This is a genomic window from Micromonospora radicis (assembly GCF_003583405.1).
GTDB lineage: Bacteria > Actinomycetota > Actinomycetes > Mycobacteriales > Micromonosporaceae > Micromonospora > Micromonospora radicis.
Genome location: NZ_QXEC01000023.1, coordinates 1 through 23369, shown reverse-complemented (window position 1 = coordinate 23369; position 23369 = coordinate 1). Strand labels below are relative to the sequence as shown.

At 72.2% G+C, this 23369-nt stretch carries 21 protein-coding genes; 9 read left to right on the top strand and 12 right to left on the bottom strand.

Going from position 1 to position 23369, the window contains the following annotated elements:
* Window positions 1-92 precede the first annotated feature (92 nt).
* Both D2L64_RS20870 and D2L64_RS20865 read left to right on the top strand, forming a co-directional pair.
* The gene (locus D2L64_RS20870) at window positions 93-386 is read left to right on the top strand and encodes a 4a-hydroxytetrahydrobiopterin dehydratase (RefSeq protein ID WP_119578905.1); all 294 of its coding nucleotides are present in this window, start codon (window positions 93-95) and stop codon (window positions 384-386) included.
* Complete coding sequence (locus D2L64_RS20865) at window positions 383-1531, top strand: FHA domain-containing protein (RefSeq protein WP_119578904.1); 1149 nt, start codon at window positions 383-385, stop codon at window positions 1529-1531. The genes D2L64_RS20870 and D2L64_RS20865 overlap by 4 nt, the downstream gene beginning before the upstream one ends.
* A gap of 102 nt (window positions 1532-1633) precedes the next feature.
* Here D2L64_RS20865 and rocD read toward each other — a convergent pair whose 3' ends face one another.
* The 4 genes from rocD to D2L64_RS20845 form a co-directional block, all read right to left on the bottom strand.
* A complete protein-coding gene (gene rocD / locus D2L64_RS20860; RefSeq protein ID WP_119578903.1) occupies window positions 1634-2848 on the bottom strand; it encodes an ornithine--oxo-acid transaminase in 1215 nt (404 codons plus the stop codon).
* Entirely contained in the window at window positions 2845-3660 is an 816-nt protein-coding gene (gene ddaH, locus D2L64_RS20855; RefSeq protein ID WP_199714670.1) for a dimethylargininase, read from the bottom strand. The genes rocD and ddaH overlap by 4 nt, the downstream gene beginning before the upstream one ends.
* 456 nt (window positions 3661-4116) lie before the next feature.
* Window positions 4117-4974 carry a thrombospondin gene (locus D2L64_RS20850; RefSeq protein WP_147376276.1) on the bottom strand — a complete coding sequence of 286 codons (858 nt, stop codon included), beginning with the start codon at window positions 4972-4974 and terminating at the stop codon, window positions 4117-4119.
* Between the two features lie 169 nt (window positions 4975-5143).
* Complete coding sequence (locus D2L64_RS20845; RefSeq protein WP_119578900.1) at window positions 5144-5830, bottom strand: SDR family NAD(P)-dependent oxidoreductase; 687 nt, start codon at window positions 5828-5830, stop codon at window positions 5144-5146.
* A gap of 171 nt (window positions 5831-6001) precedes the next feature.
* On the opposite strand from D2L64_RS20845, the gene D2L64_RS20840 reads away from it, so the two are divergent.
* Window positions 6002-6808, top strand: a complete 807-nt coding sequence (locus D2L64_RS20840) for an Fpg/Nei family DNA glycosylase (protein ID WP_119578950.1) — start codon at window positions 6002-6004, stop codon at window positions 6806-6808.
* A gap of 13 nt (window positions 6809-6821) precedes the next feature.
* On the opposite strand, the gene D2L64_RS20835 is transcribed toward D2L64_RS20840, so the two are convergent.
* From D2L64_RS20835 to D2L64_RS20815, 5 genes are all read right to left on the bottom strand, one after another.
* A complete protein-coding gene (locus tag D2L64_RS20835) occupies window positions 6822-8423 on the bottom strand; it encodes a ricin-type beta-trefoil lectin domain protein (protein WP_119578899.1) in 1602 nt (533 codons plus the stop codon).
* A 109-nt stretch (window positions 8424-8532) separates the two neighbouring features.
* A complete protein-coding gene (locus tag D2L64_RS20830) occupies window positions 8533-9405 on the bottom strand; it encodes an aminoglycoside phosphotransferase family protein (RefSeq protein WP_119578898.1) in 873 nt (290 codons plus the stop codon).
* Window positions 9402-10823 carry a WGR domain-containing protein gene (locus D2L64_RS20825; RefSeq protein WP_119578897.1) on the bottom strand — a complete coding sequence of 474 codons (1422 nt, stop codon included), beginning with the start codon at window positions 10821-10823 and terminating at the stop codon, window positions 9402-9404. The genes D2L64_RS20830 and D2L64_RS20825 overlap by 4 nt, the downstream gene beginning before the upstream one ends.
* Window positions 10824-10903: 80 nt before the next feature.
* Window positions 10904-12274 carry an FAD-dependent oxidoreductase gene (locus D2L64_RS20820; protein WP_119578896.1) on the bottom strand — a complete coding sequence of 457 codons (1371 nt, stop codon included), beginning with the start codon at window positions 12272-12274 and terminating at the stop codon, window positions 10904-10906.
* Between the two features lie 13 nt (window positions 12275-12287).
* Window positions 12288-13436: a carboxylate-amine ligase gene (locus tag D2L64_RS20815; RefSeq protein ID WP_119578949.1), complete on the bottom strand. Its 1149-nt coding sequence runs from the start codon at window positions 13434-13436 to the stop codon at window positions 12288-12290.
* A gap of 165 nt (window positions 13437-13601) precedes the next feature.
* Here D2L64_RS20815 and D2L64_RS20810 point away from each other — a divergent pair, with 165 nt between their 5' ends.
* Complete coding sequence (locus D2L64_RS20810; RefSeq protein ID WP_119578895.1) at window positions 13602-15011, top strand: carbohydrate-binding protein; 1410 nt, start codon at window positions 13602-13604, stop codon at window positions 15009-15011.
* A 148-nt stretch (window positions 15012-15159) separates the two neighbouring features.
* A complete protein-coding gene (locus D2L64_RS20805) occupies window positions 15160-16533 on the top strand; it encodes a chitinase (RefSeq protein WP_119578894.1) in 1374 nt (457 codons plus the stop codon).
* A gap of 270 nt (window positions 16534-16803) precedes the next feature.
* Here D2L64_RS20805 and D2L64_RS20800 read toward each other — a convergent pair whose 3' ends face one another.
* Entirely contained in the window at window positions 16804-17394 is a 591-nt protein-coding gene (locus D2L64_RS20800; protein ID WP_119578893.1) for a DUF1349 domain-containing protein, read from the bottom strand.
* A 61-nt stretch (window positions 17395-17455) separates the two neighbouring features.
* Here D2L64_RS20800 and D2L64_RS20795 point away from each other — a divergent pair, with 61 nt between their 5' ends.
* Both D2L64_RS20795 and fabG read left to right on the top strand, forming a co-directional pair.
* Complete coding sequence (locus D2L64_RS20795; RefSeq protein WP_119578892.1) at window positions 17456-19108, top strand: alpha-amylase family protein; 1653 nt, start codon at window positions 17456-17458, stop codon at window positions 19106-19108.
* 50 nt (window positions 19109-19158) lie between these two features.
* On the top strand, window positions 19159-19917 hold the full coding sequence (fabG, locus tag D2L64_RS20790) for a 3-oxoacyl-ACP reductase FabG (protein ID WP_119578891.1): 759 nt from the start codon (window positions 19159-19161) through the stop codon (window positions 19915-19917).
* 91 nt (window positions 19918-20008) lie between these two features.
* Here fabG and D2L64_RS20785 read toward each other — a convergent pair whose 3' ends face one another.
* On the bottom strand, window positions 20009-20425 hold the full coding sequence (locus tag D2L64_RS20785; RefSeq protein ID WP_119578890.1) for a hypothetical protein: 417 nt from the start codon (window positions 20423-20425) through the stop codon (window positions 20009-20011).
* Entirely contained in the window at window positions 20418-20804 is a 387-nt protein-coding gene (locus D2L64_RS20780) for a hypothetical protein (protein ID WP_119578889.1), read from the bottom strand. The genes D2L64_RS20785 and D2L64_RS20780 overlap by 8 nt, the downstream gene beginning before the upstream one ends.
* Window positions 20805-21071: 267 nt before the next feature.
* Here D2L64_RS20780 and D2L64_RS20775 point away from each other — a divergent pair, with 267 nt between their 5' ends.
* Both D2L64_RS20775 and D2L64_RS20770 read left to right on the top strand, forming a co-directional pair.
* A complete protein-coding gene (locus D2L64_RS20775; protein ID WP_119578888.1) occupies window positions 21072-21977 on the top strand; it encodes a Gfo/Idh/MocA family protein in 906 nt (301 codons plus the stop codon).
* 60 nt (window positions 21978-22037) lie between these two features.
* Window positions 22038-23294, top strand: a complete 1257-nt coding sequence (locus tag D2L64_RS20770; RefSeq protein ID WP_119578887.1) for an erythromycin esterase family protein — start codon at window positions 22038-22040, stop codon at window positions 23292-23294.
* The last annotated feature ends 75 nt before the right edge of the window (window positions 23295-23369 follow it).

The following is a 23369-nucleotide window of genomic DNA, read 5'->3' as shown; positions in this document are numbered from 1 at the left end:
ATGCGTCGATCTTGGTGCGAACGCGCTCGCGGGCACGTTCGCACCAAGATCGGGTTGCGGGGTGGGCGGGCGGGCAGCGGTAGGGTCTGGCCATGGCAGAGGTGCTCACCGCCGAGGCGGTACGAGACGAACTGGGTGGGTTGGCGGGCTGGTCGGGAGACCCCGCCGGGATCACCCGTACCGTGGAGCTGGCCAGTTTCCCGGACGCCATCGGGGTGGTCGACCGGGTCGCCGTGACGGCCGAGGAACTGGATCATCACCCGGACATCGACATCCGCTGGCGGACCCTGACCTTCCGCTGCGTGACCCACTCGGCGGGCGGTGTCACCGGGCGGGACATCGAGCTGGCCCGGCGGATCGACGGGATCGTGGGAGGCAGCCGATGAGGTTCGAGATCAGCAAGGTGCTGGACGCCATCGAGGGGCGGGTCTGCACCGACCCGCAGCTGGTCCGGGCGGTGATCGACCTGGCCGAGGTGATCCGTTACCAGGATCTCGACGGCGGTCGTCCGGCCAGCACGCTGCGCCTCGGCATGGTCATCGACGCCCTGGCACGCAGCCTGGAGGAGGACAGCGTCCCGGTCTACGCGGTGGTGCACCGGGGGGTGCTCTCCGACGCCGACCTGACCTCCAACGAACGCATGGTGGTGCGCCGGTGGGCCGACGACGGCCTGGTCGAGGTGCTCGACAACCCGGGTGACCGGATGCTGGAGGTGGCCGACCTGCTCGGCCTGCCGGTGCTCAGCCGGGTCCGCTTCGACGGCCTGCGTGGGCGGTTCCCGTGGTTGGTCGAGCAGCCCGGTCGGGCGCTCGCCCCGGTGCCGGGTGCCGGCGGACCGGTCTTCATCGCCCATGTCGGCGGTGGTCACACGCCGCTGGCCGGGCCGCCGTCGCCGGCCGCCGCCAAGCTGCTCGCCCGGGAGTGGCGCTGCTCGGAGTCCGGCTGCAACCTGTTCGGCGGGAGTGGCGGCGGTGGTGCCTTCGCCGACCTCGCCGCCGTGGGCCGTAAGCCGACCGGCCAGGCGCCACCGTCGCTGCGTAACGGCGTGCCGACCTGCCCCCGGCACGGCACCCGGCTGCGCGACAACGGGCCCCGGACGCGTAGCGAGGTCCTCGCGGTACGCATCGGTGGCCTGATCCGCCGCCGCTTCGTGCTCACCGAGGAGCAGCCGGTGCTGGTCGGTCGGGCACCGGACGGCACCGGGGCGGTCATGCTCGGGCAGTGGCTCAACGACGAGGCGCGGCGGTGGATCAGCCGCAGTCACGTCCGGTTGGAGTTGCGCGGCAGCGACGTGGTCGTCACCGACGTGAGCACCAACGGCTCGGGAGTGCGGCCGGGCGGCTCGATGGCGGAGTCCGACCGGATCCCCCTCGCACCGCAGCAGACCCGGGTACTGGGCGCGGGTGACCTGGTGGAGCTGTATCCCGGCGTGCAGATCGGTCGGCCGGCTGACCTGCCGGCGGGCGCGCCGTACAACCCCGACTCGGTGATGTCCGAGGCGCCGACGATGGCGATGCGCCTGCCCCGCTGAGCTGTCGCCCGCCACCGGCAGCCCCCGGCCGGGAGCACCGGGCGGGTACGACGACGGGCGTCGGGACCGTGGTCCCGGCGCCCGCCCGTTCGGTACGACCGGTCAGCCGGCCAGTACGGCGGCCAACTGCGCCACCGCGTGGTCGATCTCCTCGGCGGTGATCGTCAGCGGCGGGGCCAGCCGGATGGTCGAGCCGTGGGTGTCCTTGGCCAGGACGCCCCGCGCCATCAGCCGCTCGCAGGCCGCCCGGCCGCTCATCAGCGCCGGGTCGATGTCCAGCCCGGCCCACAGCCCCCGGCCGCGGACGGCGACCAGACCCTTGCCGATCAGCCCGCGCAACCCGGCGTGCAGCCGCTCGCCCAACTCGGCCGAGCGTCGCTGGAACTCGCCGGTGGCCAGCAGCCGGACCACCTCGGTCGCCACCGCGCACGCGAGGGGGTTGCCGCCGAAGGTGGAGCCGTGCTGTCCGGGCCGGAGTACGCCCAGCACGTCGGCGTCGGCGGCCACCGCGGAGACCGGCACGATGCCTCCGCCGAGCGCCTTGCCGAGCAGGTACATGTCCGGTACGACGCCCTCCTGCTCGCAGGCGAAGGTGGCACCGGTACGCCCCAGGCCGGACTGGATCTCGTCGGCGACGAAGAGCACGTTGCGTTCGGTGCAGAGCTGTCGCACCCCCGGCAGGTAGTCGCTCGGCGGCACCACCACGCCCTGCTCGCCCTGGATCGGCTCCAGCAGCACCGCGACGGTGTGCTCGTCGACCGCCCCGGCCAGAGCGGCCAGGTCACCGTAGGGGACGACCCGGAAACCCGGGGTGTACGGCCCGAAGTCAGCCCGGGCGTCTTCGTCCGTGGAGAAGCTCACGATGGTGGTCGTACGCCCGTGGAAGTTGCCCTCCGCCACCACGATGTTGGCCTGCCCGGCCGGTACGCCCTTGACCTGGTAGCCCCACTTGCGGGCCACCTTGATGCCGGTCTCCACCGCCTCGGCGCCGGTGTTCATCGGCAGCACCAGGTCCTTGCCGCAGAGCGCCGCCAGTTCGCGGCAGAAGTCGGCGAACTGGTCGTGGACGAAGGCCCGGCTGGTCAGGGTCAGCCTGTCGAGCTGGGCGTGCGCGGCGGCGATCAGCGTGGGGTGCCGGTGACCGAAGTTCAGCGCCGAGTATCCGGCCAGGCAGTCCAGGTAACGCCGGCCGTCCACGTCGGTCACCCAGGCGCCCTCGGCCGAGGAGATCACCACCGGCAGCGGGTGGTAGTTGTGCGCGGTGTGCCGCTCCGCGTCCTGCACCGCGGCGGGGGTCCGCAGCATGTCCTCGATCATCGGCTCGCCTTTCCCTGACGGAGTCGCAACGTGCAGCACTTCGGGCCACCGCCGGCCTTACGCAGCTCGGACAGGTCGACGCCGATCGTCTGGTAGCCCCGGTCGCGCAGCTTGCCGGCCAGGTCGGTGGCCTGCTCGGGCAGCACCACGTGCCGCCCGTCGCTGACCGCGTTGAGGCCGAGCACCTCGGCGTCGGCCATGGTGGCGTGCACCGCGTCGGGGAAGAGCCGGCGCAGTACGGCCTGGCTGCCCGGCGAGAACGCCTCCGGCAGGTACGCCACGGTCTGCTCGTCGAGCACGGTCAGCGCGGTGTCCAGGTGGTAGAAGCGCGGGTCGACCAGTTGCAGGGTGATCACCGGGTAGCCGAAGACCTCCTGCAACTGGGCGTGCGAGGCGTGCGCGGTGCGGAAACCGGTGCCGGCGAGCAGGTGGCCGCCGGCCAGCAGGATGTCGCCCTCGCCCTCGTTGACGTGCTTGGGGTCGTACAGCTCGAAGCCGGCGGCCTCGAACCAGGCGCGGTAGGCGGGCGCCTCGTCGGCGCGCTGCGGGTCGCGGAACTGCACCGCCATCGCCTTCCCGTCGATGACGGTGCCGCCGTTGGCGGCGAAGACCATGTCGGGCAGGCCCGCCACCGGGGCGATCTCCTCGACCGTGTGGCCCAGGTCGCGGTACACCTGGCGCAGCCGCTCCCACTGCCGTACGGCGAGGTCGGCGTCGACCGGGGCGGTGGGGTCCATCCACGGGTTGATCGCGTAGTCGACGGCGAAGTACGTCGGCCGGCACATCAGGAAGCGCTGGCGGGTGGCGTCCATCGTCATTGTCCTGCTCCCAGGGTCTCCGCGCGCCCGGCCACCTTCGGTCCACGGGCTGGCGCGTGGCTCAACGGTATGCGGCGCCGACGTGCAGGATCCACCGTTGACCCTTGCGAGGAACGGCTCATCGTTGCGTCTACGCGGCATTTGTCGGCTGATCGTTGCGGCGTCGGCCTGGTCGGTTCCGCTTCGCGCGTCGGCTGGCCTGGTCGGTTCCGCTCCGCGCGTCGGCGGCCTTGATCGTCGCCGTTTCGCCGGCATGGCGGTCGCCTCGTACCGAATACCGCCACACCGGCGAAACGGTGAGGGAAGGGCGCGGACATACGTCAGGGGCGGCGCACCGCCGCCCCTGACGAGGTATGTGCCCGGCTGGTGAACCACCAGAACTGGTCGGGCTACGGCCGGTTCCGCACCGGCCGGGCGCCGGTGAACCACCGGCGCGGCGAAAGGTGCCCGCTAGCTCCGATTCACAAACTGTGAATCAAGCCACTCGCGCAGCCGGGCCACCGCATCGCCGTCGGTGGTCGGCCAGTCGTACTGCCCGGTCATCGCCAGCACCCCGAGCACCACCGCGCCGAGACCGAGGGCGATCCCCAGCAACGCGTCGGGCTTCCCGACGAGGTGCCGCCGCCGGGTCCCGATCAAGCCGAGTACGGCGAGCACGGCGCCGACCGCACCGATGGCGATGCCGTACCCGGCAAGCGTCCCGGTGAGTACGAACAGCAACCCGGCGCTCCCGACGACCAGGCCGAGGGTGGCCAGCAGACTGGCCCGTGGCCGCCGCACGACGGCCGGCTCGTCCCCGGCAAGCTCCCGCTCCGCGACGCGGTCCGGGTCGCCACCCCGACCCGGCTCAACGCCGCTCGGGGCGGTGGTGCGGTCGCGGTTGGGTGCGGCCGCGGGCGCGGCGGTCCGGGCCCGCCGGGAACCGTCGACGCCGGAGCGGGCCGTGGCGGCCCGGTCGTTAGCGACCTGGTCGGCGGCGGCTCGGTCGGCGGCGGCCCGGCCGTTAGCGGCCTGGTCGGCAGCGGGCCGTCCGGTGCCGGGCCGGTCGGTGGCGACCTGGTCGGCGTCGATGCGGTCGGTGGGTTGGTCGGTGGCGGTGGCCGCGGCCCCGCCGCGGTACGTCCGGGTATTGCCGCGTTCGGCCACCGGGCGGCCGCCCGCGGGGCTCGTGTCGGTGGTGGCACGTGCGCCGCTGGTGGGGCGCGCGTCGGTGGTGCGGGTGTCGGTGGCGACCGCGGCGCGGCCGTCGGCCTCCTCGTCCACGGTCGTCGCCGGCTCCGCGCGGCGGGACAGCGAAGGAAATCTCATGGTGTCACCCTCCTGGTCACGCGTGGCGGGTGCCGCGACCCCCCCGTCCCACCCCCCACGCCGATACACCCCGACCAATACCCATCCCACCTCCGCCCGACACCGCCCGCCGAGCAGCCGATCTTGATGCCTACCGGCCGCCGGGGCGGTTTCGTACCAGTGGGGGAGGTCAGCCGCGGGCGAAGGGGGAGAGGGCGGTCGTCAGGAGGGCCATGCGGCGGGGGCGGGAGACCCGCACCGGGCGGTCGCGTACGCAGCGGACCAGGATCTCGACCGCCCGGTCGACCGGGATCATCAGCGGTCGTACCGGCCCCTTGGCCATCTTGGTGTCGACGAACCCGAACCGCACGGTGGTCACGCTCACGCCCTGTCCGCGCAACGCCGCCGACAACCCCATCAGGTACGACGACAGGCCGGCCTTCGACCCGGCGTAACCGGGTGCGTGGCCGGAGACCAGTTTGTCGGCGAGACTGGACAGTCCGATGATGTGCCCGTCCCCGGCGGCCAGCATCCTCGGTACGACCACGGCTGCGGTGCGTACCGCGCCCATCAGGTTGACCTCGAAGGTGCGGGTCTGCTCGTCCAGATCGGCGAGGTCGACCGGTTCGCCGACCCCGGCGGCGTACACGCAGAGGTCGACCTGTCCCAGTTCGTCGATGGCCGTGCCCAGCACCTGCGGGAAGTCCGGCGAGGTCACGTCGACGGTGTGGTGGGTGTACGTCGGTACGTTGATCGAGTTCTCCCGCCGGGACAGCCCGGCGACCCGCCACCCGTCGGCCAGCAGCCGGCGGGTGAACGCCAGCCCGATCCCGTCGCTGTTGCCGACCACCACCGCGTAGCGCAGCCGATCCGTCATGCCCACCGTCCCTCTTCAGCCGCCGTGCGGCCCGCCGTCCCCGCCGCCCCGACGCGCAATTGAACCAGACATGCCGCCCCGATCCCTACCGGCGAGTAGTGGGGGTTGGTCGGCAGCAGCGCGCAGCCGCAGTTGGCCGAGCGGCTTCCGCCCCGCCTACGCTTGGCGGTCGTGCCAGAAGGACACACGATTCATCGCCTGGCGGCGCGTCACGCGGAGCTGTTCGCCGGGGAGAAGCTGCTCGCCACCAGCCCGCAGGGCCGGTTCGCCGAGGGGGCCGCGCTGCTGTCCGGGGCCGTCCTGGAGCGGACCGAGGCGTACGGCAAGCACCTGCTGCACCACTATGCCGGTGAGCGGATCCTGCACGTGCACCTCGGCCTGTACGGCAAGGTCACCGACGGTGACGGTGAGCCGCCGGAGCCGGTGGGACAGATCCGGCTGCGGCTGGCCAGCGACCAGCACTGGCTAGACCTGCGTGGGCCGACCGCCTGCGAACTGCTCACCCCGTCCGAGGTGGCGATGCTGCGGGCCCGCCTCGGTCCTGACCCGCTGCGCGCCGACGCGCAGCCGCAGCGGGCGTACGCCCGGATCTCCCGCAGTTCGACGCCGTTGGCCGCGCTGCTGCTGGACCAGTCGGTGGTGGCCGGCACCGGGTTGATCTTCGTGACCGAGGTGCTGTTCCGCGCCGGGCTCCCGCCGACGCTGCCCGGCCGCGAGGTGACCCGCGCCGGCTGGGACGCGCTCTGGGCCGACCTGGTCGAACTGATGACGCGTGCGGTCGCCACCGGCCGGATCGACACCGTCCGCGCCGAACACCTGCCCGAGGCGATGGGCCGCCCTGCCCGAGTCGACCGGCACGGCGGCGAGGTGTACGTCTACCGCCGCCCCGGGCAGCCCTGCCACGTCTGCGCCACCCCGGTCAGCCGCGGCACCATCACCGCCCGCAATCTCTACTGGTGCGCCGGCTGCCAGCCCTGAAACCCGCCACTCGTTACCGCAGTTGCCAGGCCTGGTCGGCGTAGCCGCGGTTGGTCCAGATCTCGACCGGCTTGTCCTCGTCGTTGATTCGGACGTCGAGGACCCGGTCGTTGAGTTTGTTGACCAGGCGGCCCTTGGCGTTGAGCTGCCACTGCTGAGCTGGCTTCGCGGTGCAGGTGGCAGCCTGCACCGGCGTGCCGTCATCGGAGCCCCCGAAGGCGACCTCCATGCACAGGCCACGGGAGCGGAAGGTGCCGTCGTCACGGGCATCCCACCACTGCGCCGGCTCCTCGGCGCAGGCCCGCAGCTTGAGCCGGGTGCCGCTGCCGGTGCTGCCGGAGCTGACACAGAGCTTGGTCTGTACGTGGTAGATCTGCACCGCGCCGGCCGGGCGCGTGGGTTTCGGCGCGGGGGTCGGCGACGCCGCCGGGCTGGACGGCGCGCCAGTGGGCCGATCGGTGCTCGGGCTCGGTGCGCCGGAGGGCTGGGTGTCCTTGGTCGGGGTGGGGGTCACGTACGGCGGCACGGTCGACGGGGAAGGCGCGGTCGGGGCCGAGTTCGTCAGCCGGGAGTCGAGCGCGTAGATGTCGGCGAGGGACTTCACCGACCGTAGGAACGTCTCGGTGTGCCGGTCGATGGTGCCGCCGGACTGTCGAACCGCCGTGATGCCGTCGCGGTAGGCAGCGAGCGCGAGCAGCATCGGGTCGCCCTCCAGCGCGGACAACTCTTCGACCAGGTCGCACATGGCGTCGCCCAGGGTGGGGATGGCGACCTCCGGCTCCCATACCGAGCCGCCCGTGGGCCCGTACGACTGCCAGACCTCGGGTAGGAACTGCGCGATGCCGCGTTGACCGGCCGGACCGAGTCGGTTGGCGTCGAATCCGGACTGCGCCATGAGCTGCGCGGCGACCAGCGGCGGGGTCACCTGCTCGCAGACCGAACCTGCCTCGACGACGAGCGGCACATACGCGGCGGGAACATGCTTCGCCTCGACGGCGGGCAGCGTCGGGGCGGTGGTACCGGCCCCGCCGAACTGCTTCAGCTTGCCGTAGTACCCGGCGTAGGCGCTGACCTGGTCGACGTACTCCGCCGCCGCGTCGGGCACCCGGTTGGCCTCGGTGACGGCGGGCAGTCCGATGTGGAAGGCGGCCACCGCGAGACGCCATTGGTCACCGGTGACACCAGCCACCCGGAGTTGACCGGTGAAGTCGCACATCTGGTGGGCGAGCGCCAGGATGCCTGCGGACGTGTCGGAGCGCTGGGCGGCCGGCCACGGTTTCCACGACTTCCAGTCGCCGTCTCTGAGGCCGGCGATGCCCCGACCACCGGAGGTGGTCTTCTCCGCCCGGTTGTCCAAGCCCGATTCGGCCATCAGCTGCCCGGCGATCCTCGCCGGAGTCAGGACCGGGCAGGACGCGGCGGCGGTGACGAGAACGGTCATCTGCTTCTCGGAGACCGGGTCGCCGACCACCGCGTCGCCCTGGGCCGAGGCGACGCTGTAACTGATGGTGGCGACGACGGCAGCGAGGATCGCCAGCGCGGCCAGCACGAACGCCAGTATCCTGCGCGGCACCCGGGCGGCCTTGAACTTCTTGAGTGTGAGGTCGGAGGTCACAGGTAGGCCAATCCCCTTCGGCGTGGCGACATCTTTGGTGACGGCTCCGGATCGTGTTGCGTTCACGACCTCGCTGACAAATTCCTTCTTCGGCTCGCCTACCGGGCAACTAGTCGAGGAGCCAGCGGACGATCTCGACGTGGTCGGCGAAGACCGTGTCACCGGCGATGCTCCAGGCCATCGTGTGGCCGATCGTCCAGTCGCGTACCCGGGCCCGGTCCAGGCCCAGCTCGGTGCTGAGCCGGTCGAGTCGGCGGCGCACCGCTGCGGGGGAGTGGCCCAGTTCGACGCCGCGCACCATCGGCACCGCCGAGAACTCCCGCTCACCGACGAGCGGTTTCGGGTCGATCGCCAGCCACGGTTCGCGGGTGGCCCGCAGCACGTTGGCGGCGTGCAGGTCCTGGTTGACCAGCACTTGTTCGCCCTGACTGCCGGCCAGCCCGGTGAGCAGGTCGACGGCGAGGTCCACGAACCGCCGTTCGTACGGTCGGCCGACCCGTTCCCAGGCGGCCGGTAACCGGACCACCCAGCCCTGCACCGCCTCGGCCAGCGACCGGAACGGCCCGTCGACGGGCCGCCAGAGGCGGGGAAGCAGCGCCACCACCGCGTCCAGCGCATCGTCCGGCGGGAGTACGTGCAACGGCGTACCGGGATCGCAGCGCTCGATCAGCAGCGCCCGACGGTCGGGGTCATGGGCGAGTAGCCGGACCGCGCCGTTGCCGTCCCAGTGGTGCAGCGCGGTCGCCTCGTGTTCGCTCTCCGGGTCTGGGAACTGCAACTTGAGCACCGCGGGGGTGCCGTCGGGCCGGTCGGCCGGCACCACCAGCGAGGTCATGCCGTACCCGAAGGGTGGCCCGACCCGTAGCGACCAGTGCCGGGCACAGGTGTCCAGCAGCTCCGGCAGCCCGGCCAACCATTGCGGGCCACCCGGCATGGCACGCAACCAGGTCAACTCGTCGGGGATCCGCAGCGCGCCCGTCATCGGAGGCGGCGGATGTCGCCGTGGGTGCGGTAGAAGCCGCCCCGACCGGACTCACGAACCTCGGTGACCAGGTAGCGGGCGCCGGGCTCGCGGATGCCCTTGGGGAACTGCACCGACCAGTCCCGGTGGTAGCCGGTGGACAGGACGTGCACCCGCAGCCGGCCGCCCTGCTTGACGCACTCCACGATCACCCCGTCGCCGGCCTCGCCGACCACCTCGACCTGGTGGTACGCGGCCGGCTCGGGCAGCCGGGCGGGGGCCTTGACGTCGACCACCTCGGGCACGCTGCCGGCCTCGGCCGCCCGGATCGCCGGCTCGCTGGCGTCGACGCAGGCCAGGTGGCCGCTGGTGGTCACCACGTAGAGGCGCTGGTCGTGGTACTGCATGGAGTACGCCGAGCCGCAGCCGGTGCCGAGCTTCCACAGCCGGGTGCCGTCGGCGGCGAAGCAGTAGATCGAGGACTGGCTGTCGCCGGCGAAGACGTACCGGCCGTCGGCGGCGGTGGCGCAGGAGAAGACCGGCGCGTCGGCCCGGTAGGTCTGCGTGGCCCGGCCGTCCTTGCCGACGCGGACCACCTCGCGGGTGGCGGTGCCGGCGAACACCGCGTCGCGTTCCTGCCAGCCGAACAGCACCGACCCGGTGCGGGTGTGCCACAGCTCCTGGCCGGTGCGCCAGTCGTAGCCGCTGACCCCGGTCGAGTCACCGTGGTAGACCGCGTCGCTGTCGCAGCGCACCATCCAGGCCGACCGGCCGCGCCCGGCGCGCCGCCAGAGGAACTCGTCCTCGTGGTCGACGGCGGCGATCCCGCCGCCCGCGTCGGAGACCCCGAGCACGCCGTCGTGGATGTCCAGCCAGTAGATGTCGATGTCGGGCGCGATCGCGTACGCGACCCGGGGGATCTTGCCGGAGAGGTCGTAGACGTTGCCGTCGTCGCAGCCGGCGTAGATCCACGCGTCGTCCGCCACGATGGACTTCACCCCGTCGGGCAGTCGGACCTGGTCCAGCACCCGGGCGTCGTGGTCGAGGGTGGTGATCACACCGCGCTCGTTGCCCACCATGCAGGTGCGTCCGTCGATGAAGATGCCGAACGCGGGGGCGCCGGAGTCGTACCGCCAGAGCACCGGGGCGGTGCGGGCGGTGGAGCGGGTGCTGACGATCTGCCGGCGGGAGACGGCACGCTTCTGGCGTACGCCGGGCACGGCCGGGGCGTACCCCTTGCGGATCTTCTCGCCGATCTTGCGGGCCGCGGCGGCCCGCGCCCGCGCGTTGTCCGGGTAGCCACTGGTCTTCACCTGGCCCTGGTCACCGATCCGGCCGTAACGCACGGTCAGCGCGGTGCCGTCGACCAACACCTCGTAGAACTTGTGCGCTCCACCGTCTACTTCGGACAGTTCGAGGTAGGTCGTCTCCTGCGCCATGGGGCATTCCTCCGAGGGGGTCGGCACCACCCGACGGGGTGGGCGCGCACACGCTAACCGCCCCCACCGACAGGATCCGCTCAGCGGGCCAGCGCGTCGACCGCCTTGCGGGCGGCGACCAGCACCGGATCCCAGACCGGGGCGTACGGCGGGGCATAGCCGAGATCCAGCGCGGTCATGTCGTCCACCGTCATCTTGTTCCACAGCGCCACGGCCAACGTGTCGATCCGCTTCGCCGCCTCGGACCAGCCGACGATCTGCGCCCCGAGCAGTCGGCCACTGGGCCGCTCGGCGATCAGCTTCACCGTCATCGGCCGCGAACCGGGGTAGTAGCCGGCCCGGCTGGTCGACTCGGCGATCACCGAGACGAACTCGAAGCCGGCGTCCCGGGCCTCCCGCTCCCGCAGCCCGGTCCGCCCCACCTCCAGGTCGCAGACCTTGGTCACGGCGGTGCCGATCACCCCGGCGAAGGTGGCGTACCCGCCGCCGATGTTGATCCCGGCGATCCGGCCCTGCTTGTTGGCGTGCGTGCCGAGCGGTACGTGCACCGGCATCCCGCTGACCCGGTGCAGCGTCTCCACGCAGTCACCGGCGGCCCACACCCCGGGCACCCCGGTGACCCGCATCCGGCGGTCCACCCGGATCCCGCCGGTCGGACCGAGCGGCAGCCCGGCCGCGTCGGCCAGCTCGGTGTTCGGGCGTACGCCGAGACCGAGGACCACCACGTCGGCCGGGATCGGACCGCCGTCGGTCAGCACCCCGGTCACCCGGCCGTCCCGTTCGGTCAGGCCGGTGACCGCCACCCCGGTGCGGATGTCCACACCGAGCCCGCGCATCGCCTCGGTGACCAGCCGGGCCATGTCCGGGTCGACGGTGGACATCGGCTGCTCGCCCCGCTCGACCAGGGTGACGGCCAGACCCCGGAGCACCAGCGCCTCGGCCATCTCCACCCCGATGTAGCCGCCACCGACCACCACCGCCCGGCGCGGCTGTGGGTCGGCCTCCAGCCACTCGCGCAGCGCCGAGCCGTCGTCCAGCGTCTGCACCCCGTACACGCCGCCGGCCTCGGTCCGGGCCCAGTCCGGCATGATCGGCACCGCGCCGGTGGCGTACATCAGGGTGTCGAAGGGTTCCCGGACCTCGCCGCCGCCGTCCAGGTCCACGGCGGTGACCTCGCGGCGGTCCAGGTCGATCCCGACCACCTCGTGCCGCAGCCGGACGTCGATGTCGAACTGCTTGCGGTGGGTCGCCGGATCCCGGGCCACCAACTGCTCGCGGTCGTTCACCAGCCCACTGATCCAGTACGGGATGCCGCAGGCCGAGTACGACGTGAAGTGCCCGCGCTCGAACGCGACGATCTCCAGGTCGTCCCGGCCACGGCGACGCCGGGCCTGGGACGCGGCGGCCATGCCGGCCGCGTCCCCGCCGATGACGATCAGTCGTTCCGCCATCGCAAACCCCCTGTCACCCGGGGACCTCTCCCCGGGTCTGTCGGGCCACCTCCGACACCACATCCGCCAACCTGCCGGTGCGGGCGTACACCGCCCGCTGCCGCGCGGCGCCGGTGCCGTGTGCGCGCAGCCCGTCCAGCAGGCTCGTCACCTCGGCGTGGTCACCGTGCCGTTCCAGCGCCGGGCCGAGCCGTCCGACCAACTGGTGCAGCAGGTCCCACGCCGGTCGCAGCTCGCCGCTGGCCGGTTCCACCGCGGCACCCTCCAGCCCGTCGTGGGCCGCCCGCCAGTGCGCCCCGACCAGCAGGTGATGGTCGGTAGGCAGGGGCGGCCGGCCGGCGGCGATGTCGTCCAGTGCGGTCGCCACCAGGGCTCGGACCAGGGCGGCGACCAGTACGGCGTCGTCCACCGTCGGGCAGACGTCACCGATGCGTAGCTCCACCGTCGGGTACTTGGCCGACAGTCGGGCGTACCAGTAGAGCATCCCCTCGTCGAGCATCACGCCGCTGCCGATCAGCTGACTAATCAACCGCCGGTAGTGGTCGTGGTTGACCAGGTACGGCGTCGGCGCCACCGAGGGCCAGCGTTCCCACTCGATCGAGCGCCAGCTGGCGTAGCCGGTGTCCGCGCTGCGGCTGAACGGCGAGTTGGTGGTGACCGCGTGCAGGATCGGCAGCCAGGGCCGTACGTGGTTGAGCACCTGCACGCCGGTGTCCGGATCGGGTATCCCGACGTGCACGTGCATGCCGTTGTTGCCCGGTCCGGGCACCAGTAGCCGGTACCGCTCCACCATCCGGTCGAAGCGGGGCTTGTCCACCACCGGTGGCACCGGTCCGTCGACCGGGCCGGTCCCGATCGCCAGCAGTCGCGCGCCGGCCCGCTCGGCGGCGTCGGCGAGCGCGGAGCGCAGCAGCCCCAGCGAGTGCCGGATCGAGGGGAGTTCCACCCCGGGCGGGCTGCCGATCTCGATCTGGCTGGTCTGGAACTCGCGCTCCACCTGCCCGCGCAGCTCCGGCGGTACCTGCTCCAGCACCTCGTCGACGGCCGGCACCGCGGCTCCGGTGTCCGGGTCGACGAGCAGGAACTCCTCCTCGACACCCACGGTGAGCAGCTCGGTCTCCGCCGCCGAGGGGTTCGCAGCCGCCGCTGCCTGCCTGACCATCGCCACCACCGTCCGCTTCTGCCGGGGCGGTCGCTCCGCACCGGGTCGGCCGCCAAGTACCCGCGGCGGCGGGGGCCGGAAACTATGCATTGACAACCGTCCAGGTGAGACGTACAACTCCTGAGAGAGCGCTCTCTCAGTTCGCCCCGCAGAGAGGCACGTCCCATGAATCCTGTCCCGGCGGCTCCGGCCGCCCCGCCCGCGCGGCGCCGGCTGCCCCTGGCAGTGGCCGTGCTCGTCGCCGCCACCGCCGGCCTGGCCGGCATCGGCGCCACCGCCGACGCCGCCGTACCGGCGCCCCCCGCCGGCTGGAGCCTGGTGTGGAGCGACGACTTCACCGGCGCCGCCGGCACCCTCCCGTCGGCCAGCAACTGGATCGTCGACACCGGCACCAGCTACCCGGGCGGCCCGCCCAACTGGGGCACCGGCGAGATCCAGACGTACACCAACAGCACCGCCAACGTCAGCCACGACGGCGCCGGCAACCTGCGGATCACGCCGCTGCGCGACAGCGCCGGCCGCTGGACCTCGGCCCGCATCGAGACCGTACGCAGCAACTTCAAGCCGCCGACCGGCGGCGTGCTGGCCATCGAGGGCCGCATCCAACTGCCCAACGTCACCGGCGCCGCCGCCTCCGGCTACTGGCCGGCGTTCTGGGCGCTCGGCTCGCCGTACCGGGGCAACTACCAGAACTGGCCGGGCATCGGCGAGTTCGACGTGATGGAGAACGTCAACGGGCTCAACACGGTCTGGGGCGTGCTGCACTGCGGTGTCGCGCCCGGCGGCCCGTGCGACGAGTTCAACGGCATCGGCGGCTCCCGGGCCTGTCCGGGCAGCACCTGCCAGTCGGCCTTCCACACCTACCGGTTCGAGTGGGACGCCTCGACCAGCCCGCAGCAACTGCGCTGGTACGTCGACGGGCAGCTCTACCACACGGTCAGCCAGACCCGTGTCGGTGAGCCGTACTGGTCGCAGATGACCAGCCACGCGGGCTACTTCCTGCTGCTCAACGTGGCCATGGGCGGCGCCTTCCCGAACGGGGTGGCCGGCAGCGCCACCCCCACCTCGGCGACCGTGCCCGGCCGACCGATGCTCGTCGACTACGTGGCCGTCTACAGCCGGGGTGGCGGCAGCACCCCGCCGCCGACCACCCCGCCGCCCAGTGGCGTACGGGACGCGTACGCGACCATCCAGGCCGAGTCGTTCAACGCGCAGAACGGCGTGCTCGTCGAGGCGTGCTCCGAGGGTGGGCAGAACATCGCGGCGCTGCGCAACGGTGACTGGGTCCGCTTCGACAACGTGGAGTTCGGCTCCACCGCGCCGCGGGACTTCGTGGCCCGGGTCGCCTCCGGCGCGGCCTCCGGGGTGAGCGGCCTGGTCGAGGTGCGGATCGGCAGCCCGACGAGTACGCCGATCGGGAGCTTCGCGATCGCCAACACCGGCGGCTGGCAGAGCTGGCGCTCGGTCCCCGGCAACGTCACGTCGGTGACCGGACGGCGGACCGTCTACCTCACCTTCAGCAGCGGCCAACCCAACGACTTCGTCAACGTCAACTGGTTCCACTTCCGCCGCTGAGGTGTCGGGAGGGCCCCTGTTCACGCCGTCGGCGAAGCGGGGCCCTCCTGGCCTCCCGCCGGCCAGCACTGGACAGAAATAGTTAACACTCTTAATAATGGGCGCCAGGTTGACGCCCATGGATTTCCGTCCGGTCTGGAGGCATCCCATGAAACGGTCCAGAATCCTGGTGTTGTCGGTGGTCGGCGCGGTGGCCGCCGCGCTCGGCGCGGTGTGGCTGGCGCCCGCCGCGTACGCCGCCGGAGCCACCGCGAGCTTCGTCAAGACGTCCGACTGGGGGTCCGGCTGGGAGGGCAAGTACACGATCACCAACGCGGGCACCGGCACCGTCAACGGCTGGAGCCTCACCTTCGACCTGCCCGCCGGCACCACGGTCGGCACCTACTGGGACGCGCTGCTGACCTCCAGCGGCCAGCGGTACACCTTCACCAACCGTTCCTGGAACGGCACCATCGCCCCCGGCGCGTCGGTCTCCTTCGGTTTCCTCGGCAGCGGACCCGGCGTACCGACGAACTGCCAGCTGAACGGCGTGGCCTGCGGTGGAGGGATCACCCCGACCACCCCGCCACCCACCACCCCGCCCCCGACGACGCCGCCGCCGACCACCCCGCCGCCGGTCACCGGCCTGCCGAAGCACATCCTCACCGGGTACTGGCACAACTTCGACAACCCGGCCGTCGAGCTGCGGCTGCGGGACGTGCCCACCGAGTACGACCTGGTCGCGGTCGCCTTCGCCGACGCCACCGGCACGCCCGGCGCGGTCGGCTTCGCCGTCGACCCGGGGCTGTCCGCCTCGCTCGGCGGCTACACCGACGCCGAGTTCTCCGCCGACGTGCGCACCCTGCAGAGCCGGGGCAAGAAGGTGATCATCTCGGTCGGCGGTGAGACCGGCCGGGTCGCCGTGAACGACGCCGCCTCCGCGGTGGCCTTCGCCGACAGCGTGTACGCCCTCATCCAGCGCTACGGCTTCGACGGCGTCGACGTCGACCTGGAGAACGGCCTGAACCCGACCTACATGGCGCAGGCGCTACGGTCCCTGCGAGCCAAGGTGGGCAGCGGTCTGATCATCGCGATGGCGCCGCAGACCATCGACATGCAGAACCCGGCGAGCAGCTACTTCAAGCTGGCGCTGGACATCAAGGACATCCTGACCGTGGTGAACACCCAGTTCTACAACTCCGGGGCGATGCTCGGCTGCGACAACAACGCCGCGTACGCCCAGGGCACGGTCAACTTCATCGTCGCGTTGGCCTGCGTCCAGTTGGAGGCGGGGCTCCGCCCCGACCAGGTCGGGCTCGGCCTGCCGGCCGGTCCCGGGGCGGCCGGCGGCGGCATCGTCGCGCCCAGCGTGGTCAACGCCGCGATGGACTGCCTGACCCGGGGCACCAACTGCGGCAGCTTCCGCCCGCCGCGTACCTACCCCGGCCTGCGTGGCGCGATGACCTGGTCCGTCAACTGGGACGTCACCCACAACAACAACTTCGCCCGAACCGTAGCCCCCCACCTCCGCACCCTTCCCTGAGCCCACCCCACCCCCCACCCCGCCCCGCCGTCCTCCCTCCCTCCCTCCCTCCCCGCCGCGTTGATCTTGCGCTTTCGGTCGGTCCATAACTGAATAAAAGACACATAACGGCGACCATAAGTGCAAGATCTGTGCCGGGGCCGGGGCCGGGGCCGGGGCCGGGGCTGGGGCTGGGGCTGGGGCGTGGGCGGCGTGGGCGGGGCGTGGGCGGCGTGGGCGGGGCGCGACGCGGGGCGCGGGCGGCGTGGGCGTGGGGGAGGGGCTTCGTGGTTACTGCGACGGGTGCAGGGCCTCGTCGGCCGGTCCCTGGCGCCAGTCGGTGAACCTGACGGTCAGCCCGCCCCGGCTGGGTGAGCAGCAGTACGGTCCGGCCGAAGCCGTGGCGTCCGGGGTCAGCGGGGCGAGCCGGACCAGTCGCCAGGGCTCCCCGGCCACCCGGGCGCGTACGGTCAGCGCGTCGCCGGCCCGGCTGACCCGTACGGTCACCTCCCGGCCTGCCCACCGCGGTACCGGGGCGACCGACCAGTCGGAGTGCTCCCGGGTGACCACCGCGCCGACCTGGGGTTCGCCGTCGCTGACCTCCACCCCGGCCTTCACCCAGTTCCGATCGTCCACCCACACCAGTACGCCGGCCTGGTCGAACTGTTCGGTGTAGTCCAGCCGGAAGTCGACCTCCACCGCGGTGTTCTCCGGCAACGGCGCGAGCAGCGCGGGAGCGTCGTCGTGGACGAAGCCGTAGCTGGTGTGCCGCCACAGGTCACTGCCCGCGCCCGGTTCGACGCCGAGTCCGCCGTCGGGTTCCTGGACCGTTCGGACGGGCGGCAGCAGCCAGCTGCCGCTCGACCACTCGATGCTGCGCATCACGGCACCGTAACGGGTCGGTGGGTTTGCCGCCGGCCCGACCGGGAGAACCTTCCGGGGCATGTCTGACAGGTGGTACTCGGAGGCGGTCGTGTACTGCCTCGACATCGACACGTTCGCCGACTCCAACGGTGACGGGGTCGGCGACATCCAGGGCCTGATCGGCCGGCTGGACTATCTGGCCCGGCTGGGCGTCACCTGCCTCTGGCTGCACCCCATCCACCCGTCGCCCAACGACGACGACGGGTACGACGTGACCGACTTCTACAACGTGGACCCGCGCTTCGGCACCCTCGGCGACTTCGCCGAGCTGCTGCACCAGGCGGGCAACCGGGGCATCCGGGTGATCATCGACCTGGTCGTGAACCACACCTCCGACCAGCATCCGTGGTTCCAGTCCGCGCGTTCGTCGCCGGACTCGCCGTACCGCGACTGGTACGTCTGGTCCGATCGTGAGCCGGCCGACCGCCACCAGGGCATGGTCTTCCCAGGCGAGCAGCACGAGACCTGGACCTACGACCGGACCGCCAAGGCCTGGTACTACCACCGGTTCTACCGGTTCCAGCCGGACCTCGACACCACGAACCCCGAGGTACGCGACGAGATCAAGAAGATCATGTCGTTCTGGCTCCAGCTCGGTGTCGCGGGCTTCCGGATGGACGCGGTGCCGTTCATCATCGAGCGGACCGAGCCCGGTGACCCGAACCCGGACCTGGACTTCGAGTTCCTCACCGAGCTGCGCCAGCACGTGCAGTGGCGCCGGGGCGACGCGATCCTGTTGGCCGAGGCCAACGTCGAGCCGGACCAGCTGCCCGCGTTCTTCGGCGACAGCGGCGGTTCGGCGAACCGGGTCCACATGCTCTTCGACTTCATGCTGAACGGTCGGCTGATGCTGGCCCTGGCCCGGCAGGATCCGGAGCCGGTGATCGAGGCGCTGCGCGACACTCCGGCGTTGCCCGAGGGCGGACAGTGGGCCACCTTCCTGCGCAACCACGACGAGATCGACCTGTCCCGGCTCACCGCCGAACAGCGCAACCAGGTGTACGAGCACTTCGGCCCCGAGGAGGACATGCGGATCTACGACCGGGGCATCCGCCGCCGGTTGGCACCGATGCTGAACAACGACCGGCGGCGCATCGAGTTGGCGTACTCGCTGCAGTTCTCGCTGCGCGGCACGCCGGTGCTGCGCTACGGCGAGGAGATCGGCATGGGAGAGGACCTGTCGCTGCCCGGGCGGGAGGCGATCCGTACCCCGATGCAGTGGTCGTACGAGGGCAACGCCGGCTTCTCCCGGGCCGAGCCGGAGAAGCTGGTGCGTCCGGTCATCGACAAGGGCGACTTCGGCTACGACAAGGTCAACGTCACCCTGCAGCGCCGGGACCGCAACTCGCTGCTGGCCTGGTTCGAGCGGATGATCCGTACCCTGCGGGAGGCGCCGGAGATCGGCTTCGGCTCCACCACCCACATCGACGTACCGATGCCGCCCGGTGTGCTGGCGCACCGCGCCGACGGGCCGACCGGGACGATGGTCTTCCTGCACAACCTGGGGGCGGTGGACGCCGAGGTGGATCTGAGTCTGCTCCAGCCGGAGGCCGAGCTTCCGATCGACGTGCTCGCCGACCGCAACTACGCCGACATCGGCAAGCTGGACAAACTCAACGTCGCCGGGTACGGCTACCGGTGGATCCGGCTGCGCCGCGCCTGGTCCTCCTGATCTCACCGGGTTAGGCTCCTGCCGTCGAGCCAAGTTACCGGGAGGTAGGAATGTCGGAGGGGCAGCGGGTCGCCATCGTGACCGGCGCGGCGCGGGGGATCGGTGCGGCCACCGCCAAGCGGTTGGCCGCCGACGGGCTGGCTGTCGCGGTGGTCGACATCGACGAGTCGGCGACGTCGGAGACGGTGGCCGCGATCGCGGCCACCGGCGGGCGGGCGCTCGGCGTCGGCGCCGACGTGTCCGACCGGGCCCAGGTCGAGACCGCCGTCGAGCGGGTCGCCGGCGAGCTGGGGGCGCCGACCGTACTGGTCAACAACGCCGGGGTGCTCCGGGACAACCTGCTGTTCAAGATGACCGACGCGGACTGGGACACCGTCCTGGGCGTACACCTGCGGGGTGCGTTCCTGGTCAGCCAGGCCGCGCAGAAGCACATGGTCGAGGCAAAGTGGGGCCGGATCGTCAACCTCTCCAGCACGTCCGCGCTCGGTAACCGGGGGCAGGCCAACTACGCCGCCGCGAAGGCCGGGATGCAGGGGTTCACCAAGACCCTCGCCATCGAGCTGGGGCCGTTCGGGGTGACCGTCAACGCGGTGGCGCCGGGCTTCATCGTCACCGACATGACCGCCGCCACCGCCGCCCGCATGAAGATCGACTTCGAGGCGATGCAGAAGCACGCCGAGTCGGAGATCCCGGTCCGCCGGGTCGGGCGGCCCGAGGACGTGGCGCACACCATCTCGTTCCTGGCCAGCGAGGGCGCGTCCTTCGTCTCCGGCCAGGTCGTCTACGTCGCCGGCGGTCCCCGCGACTGACCGCCCCCACCGTGCCGTCCGGGCCCCTTCCCCCGCCGTTGGCCGTCGGGACGGGGTCCGTCCGGTAACCGGCGTCGACCGGGGCCCGTCCTCACCCCCGGGCGCGGGTGAACCAGAGCCAGGCCAGCCCGAGCACGGGCAGCACCAGCGGGATGTAGCCGTACCCGCTGCCGAAGCCCGACCAGACCGTCTCGTCCGGAAACAGGTCGGGGCGGGCCAGGCTGAACGCGCCGACCCCGAGCACGCCGACCAGCTCCGCGGTGCAGCAGGCCAGGGCGACCCGGCGGCCCGCGTGGCCGGCCCGGGCCAGGCCCACCGCCGCCACGATGTAGACCACCGCGGCGAGCGCGGAGAGCAGGTACGCCAGCGGCGCCTCGTCGAACCGGGTGAGGATCTGCAGACCGGCGCGACTGGTCGCGGCGATCGCGAAGAGCAGGTAGACGGCGATCAGCAGCCGGCCGGGGCCGGCGTTGGTCCGGGTCGGCCGCTCGGTGCGCAGCTCAGCCACCGAGCACCTGCCAGGTCTGCTGTAGCCGTACCACGACCACCGGCGTCACCAGGCAGACGGCGCAGACGATCGCCGAGCCCCACCGGGTCGGCTCCATCCGGGCCAGCACCGCGGCCAGCGGTGGCAGGCAGAGCAGGGTCACCAGGTAGCCGAAGAACGCCCCCGGCTCGCCCGGTTGCTCGCCGCCGGTGAGGGCTACCCCGGCCAGCACCGCCAGCCCGAGCAGGACCAGTTCCAGTACGGCCAGGCCGATCAGCTGTACCCGGTCCGGCGGGCGGTGGCGCAGCGCGGCCACCAGCGCCCACGCGGCGACGAGCAGCGACAACACGATGGCGACGACCGAGGGTACGCCGTCGACCGGCGAACCGGCGGCGTTCATCCGGCCCGTCCGGTGCTCGTTCCGATCACCGGACCACTCTACTAACCCGCGTAGTAAGACGAACCGCGCGGCTCTCCGCGGTGACCTGGTGCCGCCGGGGCGGGTGGCGTGTCGCGGTCGGCGTGATCCGTCTGTGCCATCAGCTCGACAGGATCCGCACCGCAGCGCCGACCGCCACGGGCACCCGACGGAGCCGGAACCGCTCGTTTAGCGTGGAGCAATCCGTGGGACGGCCACGGGCGGAGACGACGGTGGAGGTACCCCAGGATGCGGTTCGGACTGTTCGGCACCGGGCACTGGGCGGCGCAGACGCACGCGGCGGCGCTCGACGCGCACCCGCGGGCGGAGCTGGTCGGCGTCTGGGGCCGCAACCCCGACCGGGCCGCGGCGCTGGCCACCCGGTACGGCGTACCCGCCTTCGACGAGGTCGACGCCCTGCTGGCGGCGTGTGACGCGGTGGCCGTCGCGTTGCCGCCGGACGTCCAGGCGGACATCGCCGTGCGGGCCGCCACCGCCGGCCGGCACCTGCTGTTGGACAAGCCGCTCGCGCTTACCGTCGCCGACGCCGACCGGGTCGTGGATGCCGCCGCCGGGTCGGGCGTGGCCTCGGTCGTCTTCTTCACCGGCCGCTACCAGCCGGAGGTCGCCGGGTTCGTCGCCGCGACCGCCGCCGCCGGTGGCTGGCACACCGCGAACGTGATCCGGTTCGCCTCGATCTTCCAGCCGAGCAGCCCGTACGCCGGGTCGGCGTGGCGGCGCGCGCACGGCGCGCTCTGGGACATCGGCCCGCACGCCCTGGCGGTGCTGCTGCCGGTGCTCGGCCGGGTGACCCGGGTGACGGCCACCGACGGCCCCGGCGGGCTGGTGCACCTGCTGCTCGAACACGACGGTGGGGCTACCAGCACCGTGTCGCTGACCCTGGACGCCCCGCCCGAGGCGGTGGCCGCGGAGTTCGTGTGCTACGGCGAGAACGGCATCGAGCGGCTGCCCAACGCCGACGGCACCGCCGCGACGGCGTTCGGGGTGGCGATCGACCAACTGCTGACGGAGATCGACAGCGGCACCCGCGACCACCGGTGCGACGTGCGCTTCGGCCGCGAGGTGGTGGCCGTCCTCGCCGCCGCCGAAGCGGCCCGGGCCCAGGGCGTCGCCCGCCCGGTTTCCGCCCCCTGACGCACGCCGGCACACCGCCGCGTCGGCGTTTGCCCGTCCGGGTGCCGGGTAGCCGCAGGCATGCTGGTTCAGCGGCTCGGTGCGCCGAGCGACCTCGACCCGTTGCTGGAGCGAGCCCGGGACGCCCGGGTGGTGATGATCGGGGAGGCGACGCACGGCAGCTACGACTACTACCGGATCCGGGAACAGCTCACCCGCCGGTTGATCGCCGAGTGCGGGTTCGACTTCGTCGCGGTGGAGGGCGACTGGCCGGACTGCGACCGGGTGCACCGCTCGGTGGTCGGCGCGCCGGATGGCGCGGCACAGCCGCAGGTCGCGCTGGAACGCTTCGAGCGCTGGCCGACCTGGATGTGGGCGAACGCCGAGGTGGCCCGCTTCTGCCGGTGGCTGCGCGAGTGGAACCTGGAGCAGGCCGAGGCGTCCCGGGTCGGCTTCCACGGCCTGGACGTCTACAGCCTCTGGGAGTCGATGCAGGCGATCTTCGACTACCTGGGCGAGGAGGATCCGGCGTCGCTGGAGGCCGCGCAGGACGCGTACCGGTGCTTCGAGCCGTACGGCAAGCGGGTCGAGGAGTACGGCATGGCGAGCCGGTTCGTCTCGGCCCGCTGTGAGCAGGAGGTGGTGCGGCTGTTGGCGCGTACCCGGGAAGTTGCCGCCACCGACGGGCCGGGCGCCTTCGCGGCCTGGCAGAACGCGGAGGTGGTGGCCGGCGCGGAGCGCTACTACCGGGAGATGGTTGCCGGTGGCCCGGGGTCGTGGAACGTCCGGGACAACCACATGGCCGACACCCTGGACCGGCTGCTGGACCGCTACGGGCCGGGTGCCCGGGGGGTGGTCTGGGCCCACAACACGCACGTCGGCGACGCGCGCGCCACCGACATGGCCGTCGACGGGATGGTGAACATCGGGCAGCTGGCGCGGGAGCGCCACGGTGCCGACCAGGTCGTGCTGGTCGGGTTCGGCAGCTGGCGGGGCACCACCATCGCCGCGCCGCGGTGGGGCTCGCCGGCCGAGGCGATGGTGGTGCCGCCGGCCCGGGCCGGCTCGGTCGAGGACCTGCTGCACCAGCTCATGCCGGACCGCGCGGTGCTGGTCTTCGGCGGATCGGACCAGCCGGGTTGGGTCACCGACACGCTCGACCACCGGGCGATCGGGGTGGTGTACGACCCGTCCTTCGAATCGTGGGGCAACTACGTGCCGACGCAGCTGGGACAGCGGTACGACGCCTTCATCTGGTGCGACGAGACGACTGCCCTGCATCCGCTGCCCGCGCTCGTGACGCCGGGCGAGATGGAGACGTACCCGGCCGGGGTGTGACGCCCGGACCGGGCCCGCGTCGTCAAGTGGGCCCCTGCCGCGCACGAGGCGTCAGCAGGGGCCCTTGCCTTCCTT

Bases quoted from the DNA above. Each gene is read 5' to 3' on its own strand.
- D2L64_RS20795 (WP_119578892.1), top strand. From the start codon at position 17,456: ATGTCTGACAGGTGGTACTCGGAGGCGGTCGTGTACTGCCTCGACATC.
- D2L64_RS20810 (WP_119578895.1), top strand. From the start codon at position 13,602: ATGAATCCTGTCCCGGCGGCTCCGGCCGCCCCGCCCGCGCGGCGCCGG.
- D2L64_RS20800 (WP_119578893.1), bottom strand. From the start codon at position 17,394: ATGCGCAGCATCGAGTGGTCGAGCGGCAGCTGGCTGCTGCCGCCCGTC.
- D2L64_RS20775 (WP_119578888.1), top strand. From the start codon at position 21,072: ATGCGGTTCGGACTGTTCGGCACCGGGCACTGGGCGGCGCAGACGCAC.
- ddaH (WP_199714670.1), bottom strand. From the start codon at position 3,660: ATGGACGCCACCCGCCAGCGCTTCCTGATGTGCCGGCCGACGTACTTC.
- D2L64_RS20770 (WP_119578887.1), top strand. From the start codon at position 22,038: ATGCTGGTTCAGCGGCTCGGTGCGCCGAGCGACCTCGACCCGTTGCTG.
- D2L64_RS20865 (WP_119578904.1), top strand. From the start codon at position 383: ATGAGGTTCGAGATCAGCAAGGTGCTGGACGCCATCGAGGGGCGGGTC.
- D2L64_RS20805 (WP_119578894.1), top strand. From the start codon at position 15,160: ATGAAACGGTCCAGAATCCTGGTGTTGTCGGTGGTCGGCGCGGTGGCC.
- rocD (WP_119578903.1), bottom strand. From the start codon at position 2,848: ATGATCGAGGACATGCTGCGGACCCCCGCCGCGGTGCAGGACGCGGAG.
- D2L64_RS20845 (WP_119578900.1), bottom strand. From the start codon at position 5,830: ATGACGGATCGGCTGCGCTACGCGGTGGTGGTCGGCAACAGCGACGGG.
- D2L64_RS20820 (WP_119578896.1), bottom strand. From the start codon at position 12,274: ATGGCGGAACGACTGATCGTCATCGGCGGGGACGCGGCCGGCATGGCC.
- D2L64_RS20825 (WP_119578897.1), bottom strand. From the start codon at position 10,823: ATGGCGCAGGAGACGACCTACCTCGAACTGTCCGAAGTAGACGGTGGA.
- D2L64_RS20780 (WP_119578889.1), bottom strand. From the start codon at position 20,804: ATGAACGCCGCCGGTTCGCCGGTCGACGGCGTACCCTCGGTCGTCGCC.
- D2L64_RS20815 (WP_119578949.1), bottom strand. From the start codon at position 13,436: ATGGTCAGGCAGGCAGCGGCGGCTGCGAACCCCTCGGCGGCGGAGACC.
- D2L64_RS20850 (WP_147376276.1), bottom strand. From the start codon at position 4,974: ATGAGATTTCCTTCGCTGTCCCGCCGCGCGGAGCCGGCGACGACCGTG.
- D2L64_RS20870 (WP_119578905.1), top strand. From the start codon at position 93: ATGGCAGAGGTGCTCACCGCCGAGGCGGTACGAGACGAACTGGGTGGG.
- D2L64_RS20830 (WP_119578898.1), bottom strand. From the start codon at position 9,405: ATGACGGGCGCGCTGCGGATCCCCGACGAGTTGACCTGGTTGCGTGCC.
- fabG (WP_119578891.1), top strand. From the start codon at position 19,159: ATGTCGGAGGGGCAGCGGGTCGCCATCGTGACCGGCGCGGCGCGGGGG.